Origin of the sequence: Corynebacterium sp. HMSC074C03, assembly GCF_001838285.1 — a bacterium.
Lineage (GTDB): Bacteria > Actinomycetota > Actinomycetes > Mycobacteriales > Mycobacteriaceae > Corynebacterium > Corynebacterium amycolatum.
Window position 1 is genome coordinate 99,876 of record NZ_KV836254.1, and the last position, 25,060, is coordinate 124,935.

Below are 25,060 nucleotides of genomic sequence, written 5' to 3' on the forward strand. Positions count from 1 at the left end.
GTCCCTTAGCCCTTTCCTACTTGTTCGAGTTTCCGGTTACGGACTTGTTGAAATCGACCTTCTGGATCAGCTCCAGGAAGTCATCGAAGAGAGAGTGCGCATCGTGCGGGCCGGCTGCGGACTCTGGGTGGTACTGCACAGAAAAGGCCATGCCGTTCTTCAGTGCGACACCTTCAACGACGTCGTCGTTAAGGCAAGTGTGCGTAACCTCTGCCTCGCCCCACGGCGTATCGAAGCTCTCCCCGACCTTGCCTTCAAGTGCGAAGCCGTGGTTCTGAGCAGTGATGAAAATGCGGCCGGTGCGGTGGTCCTTCACCGGGACGTTGACTCCGCGGTGACCGAAGACCAGCTTGTAGGTGTTCAGGCCGAGTGCGCGGCCAAGAATCTGGTTACCGAAGCAGATGCCGAACAGCGGCATGCCGTCATCGAGCGCAGCCTTAGCGACCGCAACCATCTCATCAGCAGTTGCCGGGTCACCCGGGCCGTTGGACAAGAAGACGCCGTCCGGCTGGTATTCCTTCTTAATATCCTCGTACGGAGTGTTAGCCGGAACAACTACGACTTCGAGGCCACGCTTAGCCAGCTCACGCGGGGTGTTGGACTTAATGCCCAGGTCGTAGGCCACAACACGTGCCTTCTTCTCCCCCTGTGCCTCCACAACATAGGCCTGATCGGTGCTGACCTCGCGAGCCAGGTCCGCGCCCTTCATCGCAGGCTGAGCGCGTACGATCTCCAGCAGCTTATCGACGGGCTGTTGTGCGTCCTCACCGGAGAAAACGCCAGCGGCAATCGAGCCATTGTCGCGCAAATGACGAACCAGCGCACGAGTATCAATCTGGCGAATACCGATGATGCCCTGTGCCTTCAGCTCATCTTCCAAGCTGCGCTCCGAGCGCCAGTTCGAGGGAATACGCGACAGATCGCGGATAATAAAGCCAGCTGCCCAAATCTTGTCTCCGCGGGACTCGTAGTCCTCATCGTTCCAACCGGTGTTGCCAATCTGTGGTGCGGTAGCCACAATCAGCTGGCGGTGGTAGGACGGGTCCGTCAGGGTTTCCTGGTAGCCCGTCATAGCAGTGGTAAAAACTGCCTCACCCAGGGTCGTACCGGTGGCGCCGAAACCGCGTCCGCGGAACACTCGGCCATCTGCCAATACCAGGACTGCCGCTGTAGCGGCCGCGGCCTGCGACTCGTTGCTCACGTTATTGCCTTTCAGTTGGGTAGCGTGCGAGGAATTTACATTAATCATACGGGACGCATGTGAGTTTTTATGCGTTGACATGAATATTATCCAGCGACCTCTCCGTTGAGAGCGGTCACCTTACCGCGCAGCACGGTAGCTGCCACGGACACGGCCATCTCCATTTCCTCATAAGGAGTGTTCTCGGACTTCGACGCCAGGTCTTCGCCGCGGACCGTCCACTTTTTGCCCGGGTCAACAACGGTCAGGTTGGCAGGCTCACCGACAGCGATTGGTCGGCCGTGCCCCGGCAGCTTCACAATTTGAGCAGGACGCTCACTCATGACCTTGGCCAGCCAGCGCCAATCACAATCGCCCTTCAAAACGAACTCTTCGGCGATAATCGGCATCGAGGTCTCCAGACCAAGCATGCCGGGCTTAGCGTGCTCGAACTCGCAGCACTTTTCTTCAGAGCCGTGCGGAGCATGGTCGGTAGCGACACAGTCAATAATCCCGTCAATCAGAGCCTGACGCAGAGCCAGGGTGTCGCGCTGCTCACGCAGCGGCGGGTTGACGCGGTAGACGCCGTCGTAGGTCTCCAACTTCTCATCGGTGAGAATTAGGTGATGCGGGGTAACCTCGGCGGTCAGCGGAATATCATGCTCCTTTGCCCACTTGACCAGCTCAACAGTGCCTTCGGTGGAAGCGTGGCAGATATGCATGCGTCCGCCGTAGTCGCGAGCCATGATGGCATCTCGGGCCACGATGGACTCCTCGGCTACGCGCGGCCACCCGGTCAGGCCCAGACGTGCGGCGGTCGCACCTTCGTGGGCCGAAGCATCTGCGGTCAGACGCGGATCTTCGCAGTGCTGCGCCAGCAATACGTCTTCGCCGCGGGCGTATTCAATCGCACGGCGCATAATCAGCGGATTGTCGACGCACTTACCGTCATCGGAGAACATGCGTACCTTCGCCTGCGAGTCTGCCATCATGCCGAACTCGGTCAGCGTCTCGCCCTTCAGGCCCTTAGTAATAGAGCCGACCGGGTGAATGTCGCAGAGGTTCAGCGCCTGGCCCTTGAGCCATACCGACTCAGCAATCGAAGGGTCGTCGGTTACCGGAGCGGTATTGGCCATAGTGAACACTGCGGTGAAACCACCACGTGCTGCGGCAGCGGAACCAGTGGCCAGGGTCTCCGTATCTTCACGGCCCGGCTCGCGCAGGTGCACATGGATGTCAACCAGACCTGGCAGAAGAACGAGGGAGTCGAACTCCAGGACCTCTACCCCGTCCTCGGCCGTGAGGTTTTCGCCAATCTCAGCGATAACGCCATCTTCAATTAAGACGTCGACATCTTCGCCTTCACCGTAGGGGCGCACACCCTTCAGCAGTAGTTGTCCCCGTGCAGGTGCTGCCAATGGTCCTACCTCGGGGTACGAGGCTTCGTCATATTCATTGCGATTCGACATTTATGCCTGCCCTTCCAAGTTGGCGGAAACGCCTGAGGTCAGCAGTGTGAAAAGAACTGCCATGCGGACGTGGACACCGTTGGCTACCTGTTGCAGCACGGCAGTGCGCGGCAGATCAGCGACGGCATCGTTAATTTCCATGCCACGAAGCATCGGACCTGGGTGCATCACAATGCAGTCGTCGCGAAGCATCTTCTCACGAGCCTTCGACAGCCCGTAGCGAGTGGCGTATTCGCGATGGGATGGGAAGAAGCCTCCGTTCATGCGCTCCTGCTGAACTCGGAGCATCATCACGGCATCAGCATCTCGGATCTCGTCCTCCATGCGGTAGGCAACACGCACCGGCCAGGTCTCGATGCCAAACGGCAGTAATGTCGGTGGGGCGACGAAGACGACCTCGGCACCGAGCTTGCTCAGGAGATCGGCGTTAGAGCGGGCGACGCGAGAATGCAGGATATCGCCAACGATGACGACCTTGCGCCCCTCAATTCCACCGAGACGCTGACGCAACGTCACCGCGTCCAGGAGAGCCTGCGTCGGGTGCTGGTGCTTTCCGTCACCCGCGTTGATGATCGATGGGCCGTTGCCAAATTCCTCAGTCCACTTGGCGATCAGCTGTGCCGCTCCCGACGATGGGTGCCTAACGACGATGGCATCGCCGCCGATAGCATCCAAAGTCAGCGCGGTGTCTTTCAGGCTCTCGCCCTTCTTCACAGAGGAAGAGGAAGCTGAGATATTAATAACATCGGCGCTCATCCACTTACCCGCAGTCTCAAAAGATGAGCGGGTACGCGTGGAGTTCTCGTAAAAGAGGTTGTAAATAGTGCGGCCGCGCAGGGTCGGCAGCTTCTTAATTTCCCGACCGCGGATGACCTCCTTGAAACGATCGGCCTCATCCATCAGGCCGACAATTTCATCCTTGGTCAAATCCGCAATGCTAATCAGATGTTTCACTGTTCCTCCGCCCGGGTGAGAATAACCGCGTCGCGGCCGTCAAGCGCCTCGACCAGCACATCGACGTCTTCGTCGCGGGAAGTTGGCAGATTCTTACCGACGTAATCGGCGCGAATTGGTAGTTGGCGATGACCACGATCGACCAGCACTGCAAGCTGGATTACTCGCGGGCGACCGATGTCAGCAATAGCGTCGAGTGCGGCACGAATCGTGCGACCTGAGAAAAGGACATCGTCTACGAGAACAACGGTGGTGCCGTCAATTCCGGAGTTCGGAATATTCGTGGGCTGCAGGGCGCGGTGCGGGCCCTTGCGCAAGTCATCCCTGTATAGGGTGATATCGAGCGATCCAGTTTCCGGACGTATGCCGGAGAACTGTTCAATCAAATCGGCTAGCTTTTCCGCCAGCGGTACGCCACCAGATGGAATGCCAAGGAGAACTACGCGCCCAGCATTTGGGCTATCCAGCGCAGTTTTTTCAATAATTTGGTGCGCGATGCGCGCGACGGTACGTGCAACTTCGTCTGCATTGAGCAGCTCGGTTGTTTGCGGCGTTCCTTCGCTCATCGTGACCTCCTTCCCCGCCTCTCAGTGCGGTCCGTTAAAGGATGTCTTGATTGTGGATATTTGATTATCAGTTTGCATGACCCGCAACTACGGTCGCGGTGCAAACTTCCGCTGACCAGAATAGCACCCACGCTTAAATTGCCTCTAAATGCAACAAAACTCCAAGCCCCCAAAAAGGGACTTGGAGTTTCAGACAATCCGCGAGAACCGACTGCGATTGACTCGCAGTAATCCCGGCCGCTTTGACTGGCTAGGACCCGTTCTCACTCTTAGCCACGTCTTCAGCCACCAGCTTGGCAATATCGCTCATGTCCAGGCCGGTAATCTTAGCCATCTCATCGGAGTCGACCAATGCCTTGTCAGCTTCCTCATTTGCGGCAGCCTGTGCCTGGATAGCCTCATCGAACTGGGACTCGCCCACCGAAGTGCTCACAGCTGCAGCTGCCAGGCGTGCCTGGTCGGCAATCTTGGCTTCAGCATCGAGTACTGCGTTGATGTACGGTGCCGCCACATCAGTGGAGTATTCCGATGCCAGCTCAACGCCTTCCACCACGGCCACACGCGGAGGCACGTCAGAGTTGTAGAACAGCTCCCAGGTGGAAAGACGCAGAATAGCACGGTCGACTGCCGGTAGGCGACGCAGCGGCCACTCCTCCGTCAGGTACGAAGAAATCGTAGAGTCGATACCGATGATTTCCGCAGCTACACCGCGCACAATCTGCTCGGTGTACTCCGCAATTGGATTCACATCCAAATCGGGATTACGGACCATTTCCAGCCGCTCTTCAAGAAGCTTGACGACGTCGACGCCTCGCTGCTCGGCCTCAAAAAGCAGATCTACTGCACGACGGCGCGCACGGTAGCGCGCGCCGTGGCGCTTGTAGTTAGGTTCGCGAACTTTCGCGGACTCCTGCGCATCCGAGGTGTCAACGGACTTGTGATCCTTTTCAGTCATGGATGTGTATGTATCGCTCTCAACAAAAGGGTGAACTAGATGAGGGAATTAGTGGTTGACGCGGGACAGGTAGGAACCGTCACGGGTGTCGACCTTCAGAACGTCGCCGGTTTCGATGAACAGCGGCACCTGAATCTCAGCGCCAGTCTCCAAAGTTGCCGGCTTGGTGCCACCGGTGGAGCGGTCGCCCTGCAGACCCGGGTCGGTCTGCTCAACCTTCAGTTCGACCGAAACAGGCATTTCAGCGAAAAGAACGTTGCCCTCATGGAAGGACACCTGGCAGGTGGTTTCCGGAAGCAGGAACTTAGCACCCTCCGGCATCTGAGCATCCAGGATAGAAATCTGGTCGTAGGTCTTGTCGTCCATGAAGACGTATCCGTCACCGTCGTGGTAAAGGTACGTCATGTCGCGGCGGTCGACGGTAGCAGTCTCAATCTTGACACCAGCGTTGAAAGTCTTGTCAACAACCTTGCCGGTCAGAACGTCCTTCAGCTTGGTGCGGACGAATGCCGGACCCTTACCTGGCTTGACGTGCTGGAACTCCACGATCTGCTGAAGCTTGTTGTCGTGCTTGATAACTAGACCGTTTTTAAAATCTGCGGTGGTAGCCAACTAAACTCTCCTGAAATTGTTAAAAAGCTCTCTGACGAAACCACGATACTCCGTATCTCATCGAGAGAAAAATAAAAACGCCGTGATGTTAGGCTCGCGGTTTCGGCAGCTGTGTAATAATTTCCGGCTCGGTGTCAGTGATAATCAACGTATCTTCGATGCGCACACCGCCGAACTCCGGAACATAAATACCAGGCTCGATGGTCAACGTCATGCCAGCTGCCAACTTCCCCTTGCCGGTGCGAGCGGCAAATGGAGCCTCATGCACCTCAATACCGATCCCGTGGCCGGTGGAATGGACGAAGTGCTCCCCATAACCAGCCTTTTCAATAATGTCCCGGCATGCTGCGTCAACAGCCACAACATCAGCCCCTGGCACGGCCGCTTTTACGCCGGCCAGCTGTGCTTCCAGTACGACATTGTAAATCTCTCGGGCTTTCTCGTCTGCGAACTCCACACCGGCAACGATCGCGCCGGCCAGATCCGACGACGTACTGTTCGGATTGTTTTCGCTTGGCGACGTTGCCGTCTCACCGGCAAAGAGGGTACGTGTCATATCGGAGTTGTAGCCCCCGGCAAAGGCACCAAAGTCAATAGTGACCAGGTCACCTGCCTCGATTACGCGATCTTCCGCTCCGTGATGTGGCTTGGCGGAATTCGGACCGCTTGCGACAATCGTGTCGAAGCTAGGCCGATCGGCACCATGCATGCGCATCCGGTACTCCAACTCTGCGGCGACTTCGCGCTCCTTGCGGCCGGCGACCACGATGCCGTCGTGAAGCAAGTCCTCGAATGCGCGGACCGCGATGTCGGCGACGTGGCGCAGAGCGACGAGTTCCGTATCGGACTTGATTTCCCGCAGTTTAGAGACGACGCCCGTAGTCGATACCAGTTCGAGCGCCTGTGGACGGGCATCCTCTAGCTCTTGGTAAGCAGCCATGGTGAGGAACTCAGATTCAACACCAAGACGCGAAATATCCAACTTTCGGGCTTGACCGACGAGTGCCACGCCGGTGTTGCGGGCGGTGAGTAACTCCACGTCCGGTGCCTGCTTGCCAGCCTGAACCATATAGCGGCCGTCGGTGGAAAGCAGCGCTTCCCCACTGGCCGCAACAATCAAACCAGCATTCGAGCCGTGGAAACCCGTAAGCCAACCAACATGCGTCGGATCGACCGTGAGGAAACCGTCGCAGTCGTTGTCGGACAATGCGTCGATAAGAGCGGCTCGGCGGGCGGCGTAGTTCGTGGAGATATCTGTCATAGTGTCGTACTCACCCTTCTCAGTGCCATGGAATAGCCATCAGTTCCACATCCGACGATAACGCCCGCGGCAAGCGCCGAAAGATACGAGTGATGCCGAAACTCCTCCCGGGCGTGAATGTTTGAAATATGAACCTCGTGGAAGCCCGCGCCGTCGGCAATCTCGGCAAGCGCGTCACGTAGGGCGACGGAGGTGTGTGTCAACCCTCCTGGATTGATAATTACTGGCCAACCGTAATCAGCAGCTTCGTGAACCCACTCGATGAGCTGACCTTCATAGTTGGATTGGCGGCAATCCACTACGACTCCAAGCTCCTTGGCTAGGGTGCGAAGTTCAGATTCGACATCGGCCAAAGTAGTGGCACCGTAAACTTCTGGCTGACGCTTGCCCAGACGATCGAGGTTCGGGCCGTTCAAAACAAGAACGGTCGGAATCGCCGTTGTGGCATCCGTTGCTGCACGAAGAGAGGTCATTAGCGGGTTGACTCCTCAGATGCGGCCTGCCCATTGTTGCAGAGCAGTTCGTATGCACGCTCGAGGTCATCCATGCCCGGGCCTTCAAGACGGGCGGTTTCACCGGGGTTTTCCAGAATAACGAATCGGATCGCACCATCGCGGTTCTTCTTATCCCTGGTCATAGCATCGTAGAGCTCGGTAAAACGACCCGCCTGGTAGGTCGTTGGCAGCCCAATGGACTCTAGGATGCGACGGTGGCGGTCTACAAGTTCCTGATTAATATGTCCGGTGATCTTGGCCAGCTCGGCGACATAAACCATGCCTACAGCTACGGCGTGGCCATGGCGCCAGCGGTAGTTTTCAAAGTGCTCAACGGCATGACCGAAAGTGTGGCCATAGTTCAGGATCTCGCGGAGGCCAGATTCCTTCAAATCCTCAGCGACAACGCGTGCCTTGACAGCAATCGCGCGCTCGACCAGTTCTGGCAAGTCACCGTCAACATCGAGGCAGGTCTGCGGGTTTGCCTCGTAAAGATCGAGAATCTTCGTGTCCGCGATAAATCCAGCCTTGATGATCTCTGCCGAGCCCGCAATCAGTTCAGCCTTCGGCAAGGTGCGCAGGACATCCAGGTCACAGAACACCGCGGCAGGCTCGTGGAAGGCGCCGACCAGGTTCTTTCCGGCTGCAGTGTTGATACCGGTCTTACCGCCGACAGCTGCGTCGACCATGCCGAGCAGCGTTGTCGGGACCTGGATAACCTTCACTCCACGCATCCACGCGGCAGCGACGAATCCACCGAAATCTGTGGCTGCACCGCCGCCAATCGCGATTACCGCGTCACGCCGGCCCAGACCGCGTTCACCAAAAGTGTCCCAAACTGTTTCAGCAACTGTGAGCGTCTTACCCTCCTCCGCATCTGGAATCTGGATGCTGAAGGCATCGACGCCCTTGTCCGCCAGTGCCTTGATGACACCGAAGCTCAGCTCTTGAACGCTCCCCTGGTGAATCACCGCAACCTGGGAGGCAAAGGTAGCGGCCTCCGCAATCTGCTCGGTGAGTCCATGCCCCATGGTCACCGTGTACGGGGATGGGCCTTCAACACGGATTGTGCGGGTTGAGTTCATTGTCAGTCCCTAGTCGTTAGCGTAAGAAATGTATGGAGTTGCTGGTTATGCGGCAGTTGATTAGCTACCGCCATTTAATAGTCGCCAGTTAAGCCTCGTCGCAGGTTTCATCGAGGTAGCTGAGGATCTCGGCTACAACGCGCTGCGGGGAACGTTCGTCGGAACGCACCTTGAAAGTGGCTGCATCTTCGTAGAAAGCTCGGCGAGCCTCATAGAGTGCGCGGTAACGAGCCTCTGGGTCAGCCGCCTGGAGTACCGGGCGCGAATTGTTACCCGCGGTACGGCGGACGCCCTCTGCAACGCTGATCTCGAGGTAGACGACGTTATGGTCTGCCAGCAGGTCACGGGTCGCCTGCGAAATCACGGCACCACCGCCAAGTGAGACGATCCCGTCGTGGGTCAGAGCCTCCGCCACGACTTGTTCCTCGATGCGGCGGAATTCCGGCTCTCCCAGCTCGGAAAAGACTTCACCACAAGTCTTGCCCATGCGCTGTTCAATCATCTCATCGGTATCGGTGAGTCTCGTGCTCAATGCACGAGACAGTCGACGACCGATGGTGGACTTTCCCGATCCGGGCGGTCCGACAAGGACAATAGTAGGAACGGACATTCCCCTCGTTTTACCCTTCTTCGTGTGCGCGACAGTGGCGCTATTTCCAATTGAGGCGACGTCGAGTCTGCTCCAAGTAGCCCTCAACGTTACGCTTGGTTTCCTCCAGGCTATCGCCGCCGAACTTCTCCATTACTGCACGCGCCAGTACTAGCGCGACCATTGCCTCTGCGACAACACCACCGGCCGGGACCGCGCAGACATCAGAGCGCTGGTGGATTGCGGTAGCTGCATCGCCGCTGACCATATCAACGGTCTTCAGCGCACGCGGAACGGTCGAAATTGGCTTCATCGCAGCACGCACAACGAGAGGTTGAGCATTAGTCATGCCCCCCTCCAGGCCACCGGCGCGGTTAGTTTCACGATCCACGCCGTCGTCGGTACGCACCATTTCATCATGGGCCTCGGTGCCACGGCGACGGGCTTCCTCAAAACCGTCGCCGATCTCCACGCCCTTGACGGACTGAATTCCCATCAAGGCACCTGCAAGCTGCGAATCCAGACGGGCATCACCGGAAATGTGCGATCCCAGGCCCACCGGCAGACCGTGGACAACGACCTCGACGATGCCACCGAGAGTGTCGCCCTGCTTCTTGGCAGCCTTGATTTCGTCAATCATCGACTCCTCCGCAGCTGCGGAGAATGCACGCACTGGCGACTCGTCAATCTTGTCCTGATCGGCGAAGGTCGGCAGTGGCCCCTCGAAGGGCTCGGAACGACCGATGGAAATAACGTGGCTGACAACTTCCACACCGAGAGTCTCACGCAGAATTGAGCGGGCCACAACCGATGCCGCCACACGTGCTGCAGTCTCACGAGCCGATGAACGCTCCAGGATGTTTCGAGCATCGGTGTGGTTGTACTTCAGCATACCGTTGAAATCGGCATGCCCCGGGCGCGGGCGGGTTAAGGTGGCGCCACGAGCTGTATCCAGAACAGCTGGGTCAACCGGATCCGGGCTCATGACCTCAGTCCACTTAGGCCATTCGGAGTTGCCGACCATTATGCCAATCGGCGATCCCAGCGTCTCACCATGTCGAATGCCAGTCAGCAGCGTGACCTCATCAGCCTCAAACTTCATTCGCGCCCCGCGACCATAACCGAGGCGGCGGCGTGCGAGGTGGCGCGATACGTCATCTGTAGTAAGGGGAAGTCCGGCTGGCGCACCTTCTACGAGAGCGATAAGCGCTTTGCCGTGAGATTCACCCGCGGTAGTCCAACGAAGCATAGGTATCATAATGTCACGTTTGCCGTACTTCTTGTGCATTTGGGGGCATACAAGTATTAAATATGCCCCATTTTATCGCCCCTGGTCTACCGCTTCAGGGGACTTGTAGGTGCCCTCCGCTTATCCCCCACACAATGGCGGTTGCTGCAAGCATCGCAGGCCCATGAGGCACGCTCGCCGGTACAAGCGCTGTTTTTGCTTTACGACGGTCACCCAAGCGCCGCTTTCCCGCGGTGGCTCCTGCCATGAGGAGAGTGAGTCCCGCAGCCAACAGAGTTGCCACTGCAATCCAGATTGCTGTCGCCACTGGCTCGCCCGATACCAGACCGACACCGCCACCGAGAATTGCTGCGAGCTTCACATCTCCAGCCCCCATAGAGCGTGGGTTAAACATAAAGACTGCTACATAGAGGCCAAACCAGAGGCCTATCCCCGTTCCTACGGCTGCGACCGCAGTGACGAGATTGTCAGCCATGGTGCCCTTTTGCTGGAGCACCATTCCAGTGATTGCTATCAGGCCCACTGCCCCTAGCACCAACCACCAGTTCGGCAGTCTTCGCCGAGTCACATCTAACCAGCAGCCGATACCGCCCCAGCCGAGAACAAGCATCACGACTAGGAAATAGAAAACCCGGTCAAGGTAGACCGGGGCAATCCTGTGCTGTCCATTCGGAGACAGCCCTATCTCAGTTATTCCCCACCCCATAACTTTGGGATTGTAACGGGTGTGAGCTAGTTCGGCAGCGCTGCACGCATCGCCTCGACATCGGGAGAGCGTCCGGTGAACTGCTCAAACTGTCCCACCGCTTGATGTAGCAACATGGACAGTCCACCGACCGCCTGTGTCCCTCCGCGTTCCGCTGCTTTCACAAGTGGGGTTGGCCAGGGATTGTAAATGACGTCGAGAATCTTCGGTGCCCGAGCGAGGTAGCCAGCAACCGACTCAATTGCGGCTGACGGTACCGTAGAGACCAGCACGTCGGCATTACCAGCAATATCTGCCAGGTTTGGAACATCAAAAGTCACCCAAGCAAATTCCATCCCCAGCGCGGCAGCTAGCGGTTCAATGTCATATGCGCGCTCGGAGCGCGCTACTACGGTCACGTGATTAACCCCCAGCTGCGCCAGCGCCCAAAGTGCCGGTCGTGCCGTGCCACCGGCACCAACAACAACGGCGCGACCACGTGGTGCGTTCGTGCAGTCTATCTCGCGCAGTGCTCCCAGTACGCCGTCGCCATCGGTGTTGTCGGCGAACCAGCCCGAATCACGACGGACCAGGGTGTTCGCTGAACCAATGAGCCGTGCGCGCTCACTGACTTCATCGGCGAAGTCCAGCGCGGCAAACTTGCCGGGCATCGTGACGGAAAACCCCTGGAAACTGGGGTCTGCGCCACCAACGACATCGGCAAGCTCTTCCGCGTTGCAGCGAATGCGATCATAGTGCCAGTCATTCATTCCCGCAGCGCGGTAACCGGCGTTGTGAATAGCCGGCGAGTACGAGTGATCAATCGGATCTCCCAGCACGGCTGCGCGATGAGTTATAGGCATAGGAGTTCTACCTCTTAGCGGTTGGAATCCAGCACGCCATTGCTGCGTGACTCGTCAATAGCGGCCTCGTGCTCCTCGAAGGTCGTGCTAAAGACGGTTTTTCCTTCCTTGTCCACCGTGACAAAGTACAGCCAGGTGCCGTCAGCAGGATTTTCCATGGCACGAATCGCCTCGATGGAGGGCGAAGCAATGGGGGTTTCCGGCAGCCCCTCCTTGGCGTAGGTGTTCCATGCGGTCTTTCGCGCGCGGTCCTCATCCGTGGTTGCGATTTCCTGATCCGGCAGATCGTAATTGACTGTCGAGTCGAACTGCAGCTGCATCGGCTCCTCCAGACGGTTCAGAATAACGCGAGCGACTTTATCGAAGTCACCATCTGGCGACTCCATCTGAATCAGAGAAGCTGCGGTAATCAGCTCGTATGGAGACAGACCAACCATGTCCGCTGAAGCCATGAGCCCTGTGTCCTCATAGTTCTTCACCGATTCCTTGACCAATTTTGCCAGCATCTGTTCGGGCGTCTGCTGCGGGTCAAGGTGATGAACACCCGGCGTAATCAGTCCCTCAAGACGACGAGGGTCGTTGCCACGCGCAGCTACCGCGTCCCTTGCCCATTCTGGAACACCGAGCGCGGCCAAATCAGCCTCGCCAGCAGCACGTTCGAGATCGGCCTTGGACACGCAGTCATTGTCCTCAACGCAAGTGGCCTCTGAAATAAGCGAGAAAACTCCCTTACGCACATCCGATGAGGACACAATGCGGGTATCGGCGAAACGGGCGCCAGTCGGAATGTCAACGGTACCGACCTGATTTTCGACATTGAGAAGAGCCTCGACTGTCTCATCGGCCTTCATCCGCTGGTGGAGTCGGTAGAAACCCGGCTGCAATTCACTTGAATGGGAGTTTTCATTCGCGGCCTGGATGAATGCACGGGAAGACTTGACGACGCCGCTTTCCACCAATTGATTGGACAAATCAGTAAGTGACGTACCTTCACTGACCTCAACAATCGTCATTGGCCCCTCGGCTTTGCCGTCGTAATCGTCTACAATGCCCCCACGATTCCAGACGAGGCCAATCACTGCGAGGACCAACACGCATAACAGGACAGAAGTCACATTGATTGCCACTGCCGTTTGGCGGTGACGAACCCGAGGCTTTGTCCCACCGCTGCGAGCACCAGCGCGGTCCCGGTCGTCACCGCCGCTACCAGTGCGGCGCGCAGTCTGCGCGTCTTTACTCATCAATAATCTCCTCGAACGCAGCTCACTCTCCCATCGGTATCAGCAAGGAGTCCTCCCATTTGGGTACGACACGCGACTGGTAACGACTGGTGCGACATAGCTTTACGACGAAGTCGTAGCACTAGGTTGCATTGTAGGTGTGAATCGCCACTTCAACTTTTCAAATCCCTTGCACGAAGAAAACGTGCTCAGGTATTACACACTTAATAATTGCGCAAAGGTGGGTGAATTGTCACCTTTCGGTAACTTTTGTGTGCCCCTAGTCGGTATTTTCGTCCAAAGCTTTTGCCCGTCTGTCCAACCAGGACTGCAGAATTTCTACTGCCGCAGCCTGGTCAATAACCTTCCGCCCGGACTTAACATCAATACCTGCTGCGTGCAGCCGTGATTGAGCCATTACCGTCGTCATCCGCTCGTCGGCGTAATGCACTACGACTCGGTCACCGAGTCGGCGCTGCAGCCGGAATCCAACGTCAGTAGCTTTCCGCGCAGAAGTCCCGAACGTGCCGTCGAGCATAAGGGGCATTCCGACAACAATCTCGACGACCTCAAGTTCAGTGGCGAGTTCCACGAGCCGGTCAATATCCGGCCCGTCAGGATCTTTTCGCCCCGTTGCTCGAGTGACTGTTTCAACCGGGGTCGCCAGGATACAGTCGGGGTCAGAGACTGCGACACCAACGCGGACATCGCCGACGTCGATTCCGAGCCGTCGACCCCAACCGGGATCATCCTGGCCGGGGGTATCAATGCGGGGCTTAGCCATTGTTTACTGCTCTTCCGATAGCACAGCCGTTAATTGGCTACTTGGACAGTTCGGCCTCAACAGCGGCCAATGCTGCGTCGATACCGGAGGCATCAGAGCCGGAGCCCTGTGCCATTGCCGGTTTACCGCCGCCCTTGCCGCCGACCTCAGCGCCCATCAGCTTCACCAAATCGCCGGCCTTAATACCGCGATTGACGGCTTCATCCGAAACCGAGGCCACAAATGGAACCTTGCCGCCAGCGTTGGAAATCAACGCAATAACGCTTGGGCGATCCGCAAGACGCTTCGCCAAGTCATTAGCCAGCGAACGGATGTCCTTCATCTCCGTACCGTCGGGAAGCTTAAGGCCGAGGTAAGTAACATCGCCGATGGTGCGAGCGGACTCCAGGTGAGATGCGGCATTGGCCAGCAGCTGTCCGGCCTTGAAATCAGCGAGCTGCTTCTCTGCAACCTTGAGCTTCTCAGCCAATGCTGCGATGCGGTCTGGCAGCTCAGCAGACGGAGCCTTGAATTCAGTGGCCAGCCGTTCAGCCAGGAGACGCTCGGTGGACAGGTAGCGGAAGGAATCCATACCCGAGTAGGCCTCAATACGGCGCACGCCCGATCCGACAGAGGACTCGCCTAGCACAGCTACCGGACCAATCTGCGAAGAATGCGAAACGTGGGTACCGCCACACAGCTCAATTGAGAACGGGCCACCGACCTCGACAACGCGGACGATGTCGCCGTAGTTTTCGTTGAACAATGCCATGGCACCAGCGGCCTTGGCCTCTTCCAACGGCATCTCGGCAGTATTGACAGCCCAGTCGTTGTCGACAGCCTCATTGGTAATCTGCTCAATCTCACGGAGCTGTTCCGGTGTGAGCTGCTCACCGTACTTGAAGTCGAAACGGAGGTAGCCCGGCTTATTCATGGAACCAGCCTGAGTTGCAGTATCCCCCAGTACCTGACGCAGAGCACCGTGAATCAGGTGAGTTGCAGTGTGCGCCTGACGAGCACCGTGACGCCACTGCTCGTCTACCAAAGCTTCAGCGGAGACGCCCGGGGTAAACTCACCGGCTGTGACGATGCCCTTGTGCAGCCACAGCTTCTTGCCCACCTTTTGGACATCGTTGATGTGGACCACAGCGCCGGAATCAGTCACGATTCGACCACGGTCAGCCAGCTGACCTCCGGCCTCGGCATAGAGCGGAGTGCGGTCGAGGATAACCTCAATCTCATCGCCCTCTGCGGCAAACGCCTGCTTCTGGCCATCAGCAATGATGCCGAGAATCGTGGATTCGTCGGCAAGCCGATCGTAACCAGTGAAGGACGTCGGGTGTTCATCGATGAACTCGCGGTAGACGTGCAGGTCGGTGTGCGACTGCTTCTTTGCCTGGCTGTCGGCCTTTGCACGCGCACGCTGCTCAGCCATCTCGCGATCGAATTCCTCGCGGTCGATGGTCAGGCCAGCTTCTTCGGCCATCTCGATGGTCAGGTCGATTGGGAAGCCGTGGGTGTCATGCAGGGTGAAGGCATCGTGACCGGATAGAACGGTTTTACCCTCTGCCTTGGCCTTAGTGGCCGCGCGCTCGAACAGCTCCTCACCAGCGGACAGAGTCTTGGTGAAGGTCTTTTCCTCGGCGACGGCGACGCGGCGAATACGGTTCCAGTTCTCCGCGATCTCTGGGTACGACGGGGTCATGGTCTCGGCCGCGATACCAATCAGCTTCTCCAGCACTGGACCGTTAGCGCCGAGCAGGCGCGCAGAGCGGATAATACGGCGCAGAAGGCGACGCAGAATATAGCCACGATCGGAGTTCGAGGGGGTGACACCGTCGAGCATCAGCATCAAGCCGGTACGGCTGTGGTCAGCGATGACGCGGAAACGGATGTTGTCCTGGTGGTTCGAGCTGTATTTCGAACCGGTGAGCCGCTCAGCCTCGTCGATAACCGGACGCAGTAGGTCGGTTTCGTAGACGTTGTCGACACCCTGCAGCAGGAAAGCAACACGCTCGATCCCCATACCGGTATCGATGTTCTTCTTCGGCAACGGGCCAAGAATCTCGAAAGAGTCCTTGCCTGTTCCTTCGCCACGCTCGTTTTCCATGAAGACGAGGTTCCAAATCTCGATGTAGCGATCCTCGTCGGCCTCTGGGCCACCATCAGCACCGTACTCCGACCCACGGTCGTAGAAAATCTCTGAGCACGGACCACAGGGGCCAGGTACACCCATGGACCAGTAGTTGTCCGCCATACCTCGGCGCTGAATGCGCTCCTCTGGCACACCAACCTTCTCGTGCCAGATGTCATGGGCCTCATCGTCGTCGAGGAAAACCGTTACCCACAGCTTCTCAGCAGGGATGCCAAAGCCGCCGTCCTCAACAGCACCAGTCAGAAGGCTCCATGCATGAGTGATGGCACCTTCCTTGAAGTAATTTCCGAATGAGAAGTTACCCGCCATCTGGAAGAAGGTGTTGTGGCGGGTGGTGATACCCACCTCTTCAATGTCCAGTGTGCGCACGCACTTCTGAATTGAGGTCGCGGTGGAGAAGTCCGGAGTCTCATTGCCGAGGAAGTAGGGCTTGAACGGCACCATGCCGGCATTAACGAACAGCAGGTTCGGGTCATCCAAAACCAGGGAGGCACTGGGGACCTCGGTGTGTCCCGCCTTTACGAAATGCTGGATGAAGCGATTTCGAATTTCATGAGTCTGCACGGTGTTCTACTTCCTCGTTTCACGTCGAGCGTCCGAGATGTTTAATACAAAACTAGCAGTCTACCCGCTCGGTTCGAGCAACTTTAAAACCACCCCACCGGCACCCCGTAGATCCCGACCGATCTCGCCTACTTCGATTTCCGGCGGCTCCCCCGGATAATTCGGCGAATGCGTCCGAGGTACTCAGCCATGCCGTTTTCACGACCGTGATTGGATGGAACGAAATAATCAGTGCCCACCAACTGATCTGGTGGATACTGTTGGGCAACGACACCCATGGGGTCATTGTGCGGGTAGATATAGTCCACCGCGTGACCAAGGTCCTTAGCCCCGCTGTAATGTCCGTCGCGCAAATGCGGTGGCACCGGCCCGGTTTTCCCGGAACGAACATCCTTCAACGCCCCGTCGATTGCGCTTATGACCGAATTGGATTTCGGTGCCGTGGCCAAGTGAATCGTGGCCTGCGCCAGCGTCAGCCGAGCTTCCGGCATGCCTATCAAGGCAACGGCCTGCGCCGCGGCGACGGCGGTTTGCAGTGCTGTCGGGTCTGCCATACCGATGTCTTCGCTAGCCAGAATTACGATTCGGCGGGCAATAAACCGAGGGTCTTCCCCACCCTCAATCATCCGCGCCAAGTAGTGCAGGGCAGCATCGACATCAGACCCTCGAACGGACTTAATAAACGCGCTGGTGACGTCGTAATGCTGGTCGCCATCGCGGTCATAGCGAACCACGGCCCTGTTGATCGAATTGGCAAGCGACTCAGCGGTAATCTGCTCACCGTCGGCTACGGCTTCTGCGGCTGCCTCGAGGTACGTCAGAGAACGACGAGCATCACCAGCTGCCAGCGCAATGAGTTGATTACGTGCATCGTCTGTCATACTGACGCGACCATTGAGGCCGCGCTCATCAGTAAGTGCTCGATCAATGAGCGTGCCGACGGCTTCGTCATCCAGTGGCTGCAACTGTAACAACAGTGATCGACTGAGCAGCGGGGACACCACTGAGAAGGATGGGTTTTCCGTCGTTGCCGCAACGAGAAGGACAATCCGATTTTCCACGGCACCCAACAGGGCATCCTGCTGGGTCTTAGAGAAGCGGTGCACCTCGTCGATGAAGAGCACCGTTTGAATGCCCTGATTAACGAGCGTGCGACGAGCAGTATCGATAACCGCACGCACTTCCTTCACCCCGGCATTAAGCGCGGAAAGCGCTTCAAAGTGTCGACCGGTCGCCGCGGAAATCAAACTGGCAAGAGTGGTCTTGCCAGTTCCAGGAGGGCCAAACAGAATAACGGAGGTGTCGCCGCCACCCTCGACCAGACGGCGCAACGGTGCTCCGGGGGCTAGCAGGTGGTCTTGACCAACGACTTCATCCAGGTTTCGCGGTCGCATCCGAACCGCCAATGGCGCATGTGCACCTGGGTGGAAATAGGTGTTCGCATCGGAGTTCAGGCCAGTGCTTGCTGGCCCCGCACCCCGACCTTGGCTCTTGGCCGCCGCAGGGCTAGCGATCGAAGGCTCGTCGAAAAGCCCTGGAACGTCATCGGCGGAGCCGTTTGCACCGCCTGTCGGCAGCTTATTCGGATCCGCCACGTATGCCCTAGCCTTCCTCTTGCTCTAAGAAATCAATTACAGCATGTGCGAACTTTTCCAGCTCGTCGGCACGATCGTCCTCACATCTATGGGCGAACTGCGCAATGGCGCGAGCTGTGTTAGCCATGTCGCGTCGCTCCAATGCTGAGCCACCAACTTCCGGCTTCAGGTCCGTACGTCCTTCATGCCCCACCCACAGCGCTTGCTTCGGAGAACCGAAGAAGGAAACCGTTGCGGAGATGAAGAACCAACCGAGCAACGCCGCAGCAATGAACGCCATCATACGGCGGTCGCTCGTGTCGCGATACCAATGGTCACGAATCTCTTCCATCCATGCACGGACGAACACGTCGACCTCTGCCTCCGATGGGCGCTCCACGAAAACGTGCAGCGGGAAGCCTGCGACGACGCTGGCCACGTCGAAGATGACATCGCGGTAACCAGCCCACTCATAGTCGAGGAACTGAACCTTGTCCGCCAGCAGAATGTTGTCCGGGGCGAGGTCAAACGGAGTAAACGCCCTATGCGTGCCCTTCTCAATTCGACGTGCAGCATCCTCACCGAAAGAGCGCACAGCGTCGGGAACAGGAATGCCGGAGCCTTCAATAGCTCGCATGCCAAAGCGAATCCCCGACACAATGCCGTGGTCACGCGCCTCGAGAGCCTCACGATCGACCTTGTTCTTCACCCACATACGACGACGCAGGGTCTCAAACCCCTCTTCGCGAGTATGCGTGTGAATATGCATCCGGCCCAGCGACGCGCCGAGACTGCGGAATGCGCGCAAACGTCGCTCTTCATCGTCACGAAAGAGTACGTCCGCAAGAGTGTCCACGACACCGACGTCGCTGAGAACCAATAGCTGCTTTGAAACATCGTAAGCAAGAAGCTGAGGCCCCGGGCGAACGTCGTCAGGCAGCGTATTGATGAACTGGTACGCCACGACTTCCCGTAAAACGGCCGGATCGACACCTTCAGTCATCGTAGGAATTTGCTTTACGACGACCGTGCGCTCCTGCATAAAGGGATTTGTGGCGACCCGTACGCGGACAACAAGAGCGTTTGACTGGCCTGTAAGTACTTCTGGATCCGACAACACTGGAGTGCCGCCGAATCGTGCGGACAGTAGTGTCTCTGCATCTTTAACTACACTGTCAACTTCTGCTGCAGCGTCGTCCGAGTACTCCATTGAATGCCCTTTCAATGAGCCAGTTTCAGTCAGGCGATACGGATGTCGCGTTGTGGCCCGTACCGCCTTGGTTAGGAGGAATTGACCCCGCTCGCGCTGTTCACGCTGGAGTGGCGGAGCACATTCCTCGCAATGTGATTTCCTTGTTTACTTGCTGTCGCCTGCGTCGGCTGCTGCCTTGGCGCCGTCTGCCTTCTGCTTTGGCTTCGGCTTGAAGTCGATACCGGTCTCCTTGCGCTGCTGAGCGGTAATCGGAGTCGGGGCGTCAGTCAACGGATCAACGCCGCCACCGGACTTCGGGAAGGCAATAACTTCGCGAATGGAGTCAACGCCGGCCAGCAGGGAAACGATACGGTCCCAACCGAATGCGATACCACCGTGCGGCGGAGCGCCGTACTGGAAGGCGTCCAGCAGGAAGCCGAACTGCTCCTGTGCCTCTTCCTCGCTGATGCCCATAACATCGAAGACGCGCTTCTGGACATCTGGGCGGTGAATACGAATGGAGCCGCCACCAATTTCGTTACCGTTGCAGACAATGTCGTAGGCGTAAGCCAGTGCGTTGCCCGGATCCTTGTCGAAGGTATCCATGTGCTCTGGCTTCGGCGAGGTGAAGGCGTGGTGCACAGCAGTCCACTGGGAGTGGCCCAGGGCAACGTCACCGGAAGCGGTAGCGTCGGCAGCCGGCTCGAACAACGGTGCGTCGACGACCCAGGTGAATGCCCAGTCGCCTTCCTTAATCAGGCCGAGCTTCTTGGCAATCTCTCCACGAGCAGCACCCAGCAGTGCACGGGAGCTCTTAGCATCACCTGCAGCGAAGAAGATGCAGTCACCCGGCTTCGCGCCGACGTGCGCCGCGATGCCTTCACGCTCTGCGTCAGTAATGTTCTTGGCAACCGGGCCGCCCAGAGTGCCGTCCTCCCCAACGAGGATGTAGGCCAGGCCCTTTGCGCCGCGCTGGCGGGCCCAATCCTGCCAGGCGTCGAGCTGACGACGAGGCTGCGATGCGCCACCGTCCATAACAACTGCACCAACGTAGTCGTTCTGGAAGACACGGAAAGTGGTGTCCTTGAAGAACTCAGTGCACTCCACCAACGGAATGTCGAAGCGCAGATCCGGTTTGTCAGAACCGTACTTCTCCATGGCCTCCTTGAAGGTCATGCGTGGAATCGGAGTCTGAACAGTGACACCGGCCTCGGCGAAGATAGCAACCAGAATCTCTTCTGCCAGCGCAATGACATCGTCCTGCTCGGCGAAGCTCATCTCAACGTCGAGCTGAGTGAACTCTGGCTGGCGGTCAGCGCGGAAGTCCTCATCGCGGTAGCAGCGAGCAATCTGGTAGTAGCGTTCCATGCCAGCGACCATAAGCAGCTGCTTGAACAGCTGAGGGGACTGCGGCAGTGCATAGAAAGTGCCCGGCTTCAAACGAGCCGGCACTACGAAGTCACGAGCGCCTTCCGGCGTAGAGCGAGTCAACGTCGGAGTCTCGATTTCGGTGAAGTCGTGGCTGTCCAGCACCTTACGTGCTGCGCGGTTGACAGCCGCTCGAAGACGCATAATCTTGGCCGGGCCTTCACGGCGTAGGTCTAGGTAGCGGTACTTCAGACGGGCTTCTTCGCCCACAGTGCCAGAAGTTCCAACATCCTCGAGCTGGAACGGCAATGCCGCCGACTCGTTGAGGATGGTCAGCTCCGTAACATTGACCTCAATTTCGCCCGATGCCAGGTTCGGGTTTTCGGAGCCCTCCGGGCGCTTCTCAACGACACCGGTGACCTGAATGCAGTACTCGCTGCGCAGGTGGTGTGCACGCTCAGCAACTTCACTGTTGCGGAACACAACCTGGGCGTAACCGGAGCGGTCACGCATGTCAATGAAGATCACACCACCGTGGTCACGGCGGCGTCCTACCCAACCGGTCAGGGTTACTGTGCTGCCGGCGAGGTCAGCGCGGAGGTCTCCGGCAAGATGCGTACGAAGCACTGCGAATTGGTCCTTCCAAAATTGGTGCTATAGGGATTAACGCTGTGGATAGCGGTTTCGTCCGTGTAGTCTACCTTGAAGCCATAAAGGTGAGAAGAAGACCCCGGTTATTTTGCCTATTACCGGTCATCGCCCCGGTCATCGCGTTGGGTCTACCTCGGGCTTTATGTACTCACTTAGACATAGATCTTTGTAGGCCCTGACGTTGACTTCCATACGGACACTTTGACGCAGCGCTATTCAATGGCCCGTTTTCCGAACCCTATGCAATAGTCTTACTCCTATGACCTTCCGGAATGACTTCCAAAAGAGCTCGGCTCGTGCCGAGCGACGCTCGGGTGGTGGCCGCGCTATTGCAGTAGGCGGTGGCGGCATCGGCGGCCTTGTCCTCATTGGCCTGTACTTACTTCTCGGCGGCGACCCGGGACAATTGGGACAGCTGACAGGTGCCCAGAACAATCAGTCCTCTCAGACTGCACAGCAGTCCCCTGGTGAGGATCCCTGCAAGACCGGCGAAGATGCCAACAGCCGCATCGATTGCCGAATGGAATTCACCGGCATTTCCGTCGACCAGGTGTGGGCGGAGCAACTCCCCGCACAGGCCGGCATCAAGTACACAAACCCAGGCCTAGTCCTCTTTGAAGGCTCAACTCAGTCGGGCTGCGGCGCGGCGTCCTCGTCCACCGGCCCGTTCTACTGCCCCGCCGATCAAACGGCCTACTTCGACACGGAGTTCTTTAGCACCCTGGAGCGCATGGGCGGAGGCAACGGCCCGCTCGCGCAGGAGTATGTCGTAGCCCACGAATTCGGTCACCATATCCAAAATTTGGAGCGTACGCTCGGCCGCAGTAACTACAACGAGCCTGGCCCCGATTCCGATGCCGTAAAGATTGAGCTGCAGGCAGACTGCTATGCGGGTATCTGGGCTCACTACGCGGACAAGGGGCCGGACGCAATCCTCGAACCGCTTTCCGACGAGCAAGTTGCCGATGCCCTCAAAACTACGAAAGCCATTGGCGATGACACCATCCAGCAGCATTCCGGCGGTGGTGTTCAACCGGACTCCTGGACCCACGGCTCGGCTGAACAGCGTACGAAGGCATTCCTCACCGGCTACAAGTCAGGAAAGATGTCTCAGTGCGACACTCTCGAGCGCGGCGTCTACAGCTAGACTCCGCACTCAACAAATGCACGTTTCCTAGATGCGCGACTGCAACTCCTGAACCAGCGCATCTAGGGCCACCGCGTGCTGCTCGTGGGACTCGAGGTTCTTCAGCTGAACCTCGCCCGCGGCCAATTCAGACTCGCCGAGGACCAACGCAAATCGGGCTCCAGCGCGATCGGCACCCTTCATTGCACCCTTCAGCCCGCGGCCACCGTAGGACATATCCGCGCGGATACCCGCTTGGCGCAGCTTATTGATCTGTACCGCCATAGCGTGAGCGGCTTCTTCACCGAGTGCAACACCATAGACATCGACGCGTCGACCATCGCTGGCCTGCTTGCCCTCGGCTTCCAGTGCGAGCAGCGCACGATCCACACCCAAGCCAAAGCCAATTCCAGACAGCTCTTGGCCGCCGAGCTGCGCCATCAGCCCGTCGTAGCGACCACCGCCACCGATACCCGACTGCGCACCAAGGCCGTCGTGAACAAACTCGAAGCACGTCTTGGTGTAGTAGTCCAATCCGCGCACCATTCGCGGATTGATGACATAGGGCACCTTCATGTCATCCAGCAGCCCAGTCACCGATTCAAAGTGGCTGCGAGCGGTATCAGAAAGGTGGTCCAACATCAGTGGCGCGTCGGCGAGCATTTCCTGCATTTCCGGTCGCTTATCGTCGAGGAGGCGCAGCGGATTGATGTTTGCACGGTGGCGCGTTTCCTCATCCAAAGGCAGGTCAAACAAGAATTCCTGCAGCTTAGCGCGGTATTCGGGACGACAGGTGTTGTCACCGAGGCTTGTCAGCTCAAGCCGGAATCCTTCCAGGCCGATGCCGCGGAAGCATGCGTCGGCAAGCGCGATAACCTCAGCGTCCAGCGCGGGATCATCGACGCCGATTGCCTCTACGCCCACCTGCTGCAACTGACGGTAACGGCCGGCCTGCGGGCGTTCATAGCGGAAGAACGGCCCCGCGTAGGAAAGCTTGACCGGCAGCTGACCGCGGTCGAGATTGTGCTCAATGACCGCGCGCATTACGCCTGCAGTCCCCTCCGGGCGCAGGGTGACCGAGCGGTCGCCGCGGTCGGCGAACGTGTACATCTCCTTGGTGACGACGTCCGTCGATTCACCTACGCCGCGTGCAAAAAGCCCGGTTTCCTCGAAAATTGGCAGCTCAATGTGCTCATAGCCCGCGAGTCGTGCGCGGTGCTGGAATGAGTTCCGCACCGCCTCGAATTCGCGGGAGACCGGCGGGACGTAATCCGGCACGCCCTTGGGCGCGGAGAACGGCTTCAACTTCTTTGGCTTCTGGCTAGAGTTCACTCCGCTAACTCTACCTGCCAACTCTCACGACGTGTCAGCCAGGCTAGGTGAGGTTTTGCAGGAAGGGGTTGGTCTCGCGCTCCTCGCCTATCGACGATGCGGAGCCATGGCCCGGAAGAATCATGAGGTCATTCGCCAGCGGGAGGACCTTATCCTTCAACGACTGCTGCATGTGCTCCGGACTACTGCCCGGTAAATCTACGCGACCGATAGCCCCCTTAAAGAGGACATCCCCGCTGAAGATAATCTCATCTTCCCCATCGGAAGCGCGCAGCATTACGCACCCCGGAGAGTGACCCGGTGCGTGAATGACTTCGAAATTTAACCCTGCCCACTTAACTTCGTCGCCATCTTCGAAGAAACCAGCTTTTGTATAAGCCTGCATGGATTCGATGTCAAAGAGGTGTCCGAAAGAAGAACCGCCGAGTTTCGGATTGGCCAGCAACACATTGTCGCTTTCGTGAATGAAGACAGGGATATCCCAGAAGTCGGCGGCCTCCGCGACATCGCGGACGTGGTCGATATGACCATGGGTCAGCAGAATTGCTTCCGGCTTCCAATCTCGCTTTTCAACCTCGCCGCGTATTACCTCGAACGCTCCCATGCCCGGGTCAACAATCACGCACGGGGTAGCCAAATCGTCCATCTCCGGAGCGCCTGTTGCCACGTAGCAGTTGGTCTGAAAAGGGCCGGCTGCAAATCCAAATATCTCCATAGCGCACATTCTATCGAGTGTCTGCTTGGCTCGAGCTGGGTTCATTTATCACGCTGTTAAGTTCCCGCTAAAACGACGGCTGATAGGTGGCGAAACCCGTAGAACTGTTCTTGGCAATTGGAACTGACGATTGGAAACTTTTATGCAGATTACGTACTCAGCCACTATCACCTTTTTCATCCTGACAGCTGTGGGAACGGCTCTAGCAGGTTATCCGCGACTGGCCTTCATCCTTTTCATGTCAGCCGCAATAAGCCTGGGTGCGAGGAGTCTAACTCGCCGTTGTCGTAGTCGTGTTGTCGAAGGCACAGGCAGAAGTAAGAGCTGCATCACGCCGGAGAAGGTGAAGAAGTACCGTCGCCAACACCCCGATGTCGGCATCAAAGAAGCTGTCGAAGCTCTACGTGCTAAAGCGGAACGCCCTTTCCCATGCCGACT

21 protein-coding genes and 1 pseudogene are annotated in these 25,060 nt (G+C 57.9%); 1 reads left to right on the plus strand and 21 read right to left on the minus strand.

The features are described 5' to 3' along the window. Window positions 1-16: 16 nt before the first annotated feature. From carA to aspS, 19 genes and pseudogenes are all read right to left on the minus strand, one after another. A complete protein-coding gene (gene carA / locus HMPREF2847_RS09530) occupies window positions 17-1,249 on the minus strand; it encodes a glutamine-hydrolyzing carbamoyl-phosphate synthase small subunit (RefSeq protein WP_370523072.1) in 1,233 nt (410 codons plus the stop codon). Window positions 1,250-1,287: 38 nt separating this feature from the next. Beyond that, window positions 1,288-2,649: a dihydroorotase gene (locus tag HMPREF2847_RS09535; protein WP_070852262.1), complete on the minus strand. Its 1,362-nt coding sequence runs from the start codon at window positions 2,647-2,649 to the stop codon at window positions 1,288-1,290. After that, a complete protein-coding gene (locus tag HMPREF2847_RS09540) occupies window positions 2,650-3,603 on the minus strand; it encodes an aspartate carbamoyltransferase catalytic subunit (protein WP_016422709.1) in 954 nt (317 codons plus the stop codon). Further along, window positions 3,600-4,169: a bifunctional pyr operon transcriptional regulator/uracil phosphoribosyltransferase PyrR gene (pyrR, locus tag HMPREF2847_RS09545; RefSeq protein ID WP_038628907.1), complete on the minus strand. Its 570-nt coding sequence runs from the start codon at window positions 4,167-4,169 to the stop codon at window positions 3,600-3,602. The genes HMPREF2847_RS09540 and pyrR overlap by 4 nt, the downstream gene beginning before the upstream one ends. Before the next feature lie 433 nt (window positions 4,170-4,602). Then, a pseudogene (gene nusB / locus HMPREF2847_RS09550) lies at window positions 4,603-5,124 on the minus strand (transcription antitermination factor NusB); the annotation flags it as partial. A gap of 48 nt (window positions 5,125-5,172) precedes the next feature. Beyond that, window positions 5,173-5,736, minus strand: a complete 564-nt coding sequence (efp, locus tag HMPREF2847_RS09555; protein WP_070852264.1) for an elongation factor P — start codon at window positions 5,734-5,736, stop codon at window positions 5,173-5,175. Between the two features lie 88 nt (window positions 5,737-5,824). Beyond that, on the minus strand, window positions 5,825-6,997 hold the full coding sequence (locus HMPREF2847_RS09560) for a M24 family metallopeptidase (RefSeq protein WP_070852265.1): 1,173 nt from the start codon (window positions 6,995-6,997) through the stop codon (window positions 5,825-5,827). Next, the gene (gene aroQ, locus HMPREF2847_RS09565; protein ID WP_070852266.1) at window positions 6,994-7,470 is read right to left on the minus strand and encodes a type II 3-dehydroquinate dehydratase; all 477 of its coding nucleotides are present in this window, start codon (window positions 7,468-7,470) and stop codon (window positions 6,994-6,996) included. Before aroQ ends, HMPREF2847_RS09560 begins: the two co-directional genes overlap by 4 nt. Further along, window positions 7,470-8,576, minus strand: coding sequence for a 3-dehydroquinate synthase (aroB, locus tag HMPREF2847_RS09570; RefSeq protein ID WP_070852267.1), 1,107 nt, complete (start codon window positions 8,574-8,576; stop codon window positions 7,470-7,472). Before aroB ends, aroQ begins: the two co-directional genes overlap by 1 nt. Before the next feature lie 88 nt (window positions 8,577-8,664). Continuing rightward, a complete protein-coding gene (locus HMPREF2847_RS09575; RefSeq protein ID WP_070852268.1) occupies window positions 8,665-9,186 on the minus strand; it encodes a shikimate kinase in 522 nt (173 codons plus the stop codon). Window positions 9,187-9,226: 40 nt separating this feature from the next. Beyond that, window positions 9,227-10,414, minus strand: a complete 1,188-nt coding sequence (aroC, locus tag HMPREF2847_RS09580) for a chorismate synthase (protein WP_187401059.1) — start codon at window positions 10,412-10,414, stop codon at window positions 9,227-9,229. Window positions 10,415-10,508: 94 nt separating this feature from the next. Further along, the gene (locus HMPREF2847_RS09585; protein WP_070852269.1) at window positions 10,509-11,120 is read right to left on the minus strand and encodes a prepilin peptidase; all 612 of its coding nucleotides are present in this window, start codon (window positions 11,118-11,120) and stop codon (window positions 10,509-10,511) included. 26 nt (window positions 11,121-11,146) lie between these two features. Beyond that, window positions 11,147-11,962 (minus strand): shikimate dehydrogenase, encoded by an 816-nt coding sequence (locus HMPREF2847_RS09590; protein ID WP_070852270.1) that lies wholly within the window; start codon window positions 11,960-11,962, stop codon window positions 11,147-11,149. Window positions 11,963-11,976: 14 nt separating this feature from the next. Next, a complete protein-coding gene (gene mltG / locus HMPREF2847_RS09595) occupies window positions 11,977-13,203 on the minus strand; it encodes an endolytic transglycosylase MltG (RefSeq protein WP_070852271.1) in 1,227 nt (408 codons plus the stop codon). Between the two features lie 259 nt (window positions 13,204-13,462). Then, window positions 13,463-13,966, minus strand: coding sequence for a Holliday junction resolvase RuvX (gene ruvX, locus HMPREF2847_RS09600; RefSeq protein ID WP_070852272.1), 504 nt, complete (start codon window positions 13,964-13,966; stop codon window positions 13,463-13,465). Between the two features lie 37 nt (window positions 13,967-14,003). Next, entirely contained in the window at window positions 14,004-16,664 is a 2,661-nt protein-coding gene (alaS, locus tag HMPREF2847_RS09605; protein WP_070852273.1) for an alanine--tRNA ligase, read from the minus strand. A gap of 128 nt (window positions 16,665-16,792) precedes the next feature. Then, on the minus strand, window positions 16,793-18,118 hold the full coding sequence (locus HMPREF2847_RS09610; RefSeq protein ID WP_222866795.1) for a replication-associated recombination protein A: 1,326 nt from the start codon (window positions 18,116-18,118) through the stop codon (window positions 16,793-16,795). Window positions 18,119-18,266: 148 nt separating this feature from the next. Further along, complete coding sequence (locus HMPREF2847_RS09615) at window positions 18,267-19,448, minus strand: phosphotransferase family protein (RefSeq protein WP_070852275.1); 1,182 nt, start codon at window positions 19,446-19,448, stop codon at window positions 18,267-18,269. Between the two features lie 147 nt (window positions 19,449-19,595). Then, window positions 19,596-21,425: an aspartate--tRNA ligase gene (aspS, locus tag HMPREF2847_RS09620; RefSeq protein ID WP_070852276.1), complete on the minus strand. Its 1,830-nt coding sequence runs from the start codon at window positions 21,423-21,425 to the stop codon at window positions 19,596-19,598. A 283-nt stretch (window positions 21,426-21,708) separates the two neighbouring features. On the opposite strand from aspS, the gene HMPREF2847_RS09625 reads away from it, so the two are divergent. Then, complete coding sequence (locus HMPREF2847_RS09625; RefSeq protein WP_070601477.1) at window positions 21,709-22,596, plus strand: KPN_02809 family neutral zinc metallopeptidase; 888 nt, start codon at window positions 21,709-21,711, stop codon at window positions 22,594-22,596. Window positions 22,597-22,623: 27 nt separating this feature from the next. On the opposite strand, the gene hisS is transcribed toward HMPREF2847_RS09625, so the two are convergent. Further along, the gene (gene hisS / locus HMPREF2847_RS09630) at window positions 22,624-23,907 is read right to left on the minus strand and encodes a histidine--tRNA ligase (protein WP_070852277.1); all 1,284 of its coding nucleotides are present in this window, start codon (window positions 23,905-23,907) and stop codon (window positions 22,624-22,626) included. A 43-nt stretch (window positions 23,908-23,950) separates the two neighbouring features. Continuing rightward, window positions 23,951-24,622 (minus strand): MBL fold metallo-hydrolase, encoded by a 672-nt coding sequence (locus HMPREF2847_RS09635; RefSeq protein WP_070852278.1) that lies wholly within the window; start codon window positions 24,620-24,622, stop codon window positions 23,951-23,953. Window positions 24,623-25,060: the final 438 nt, after the last annotated feature.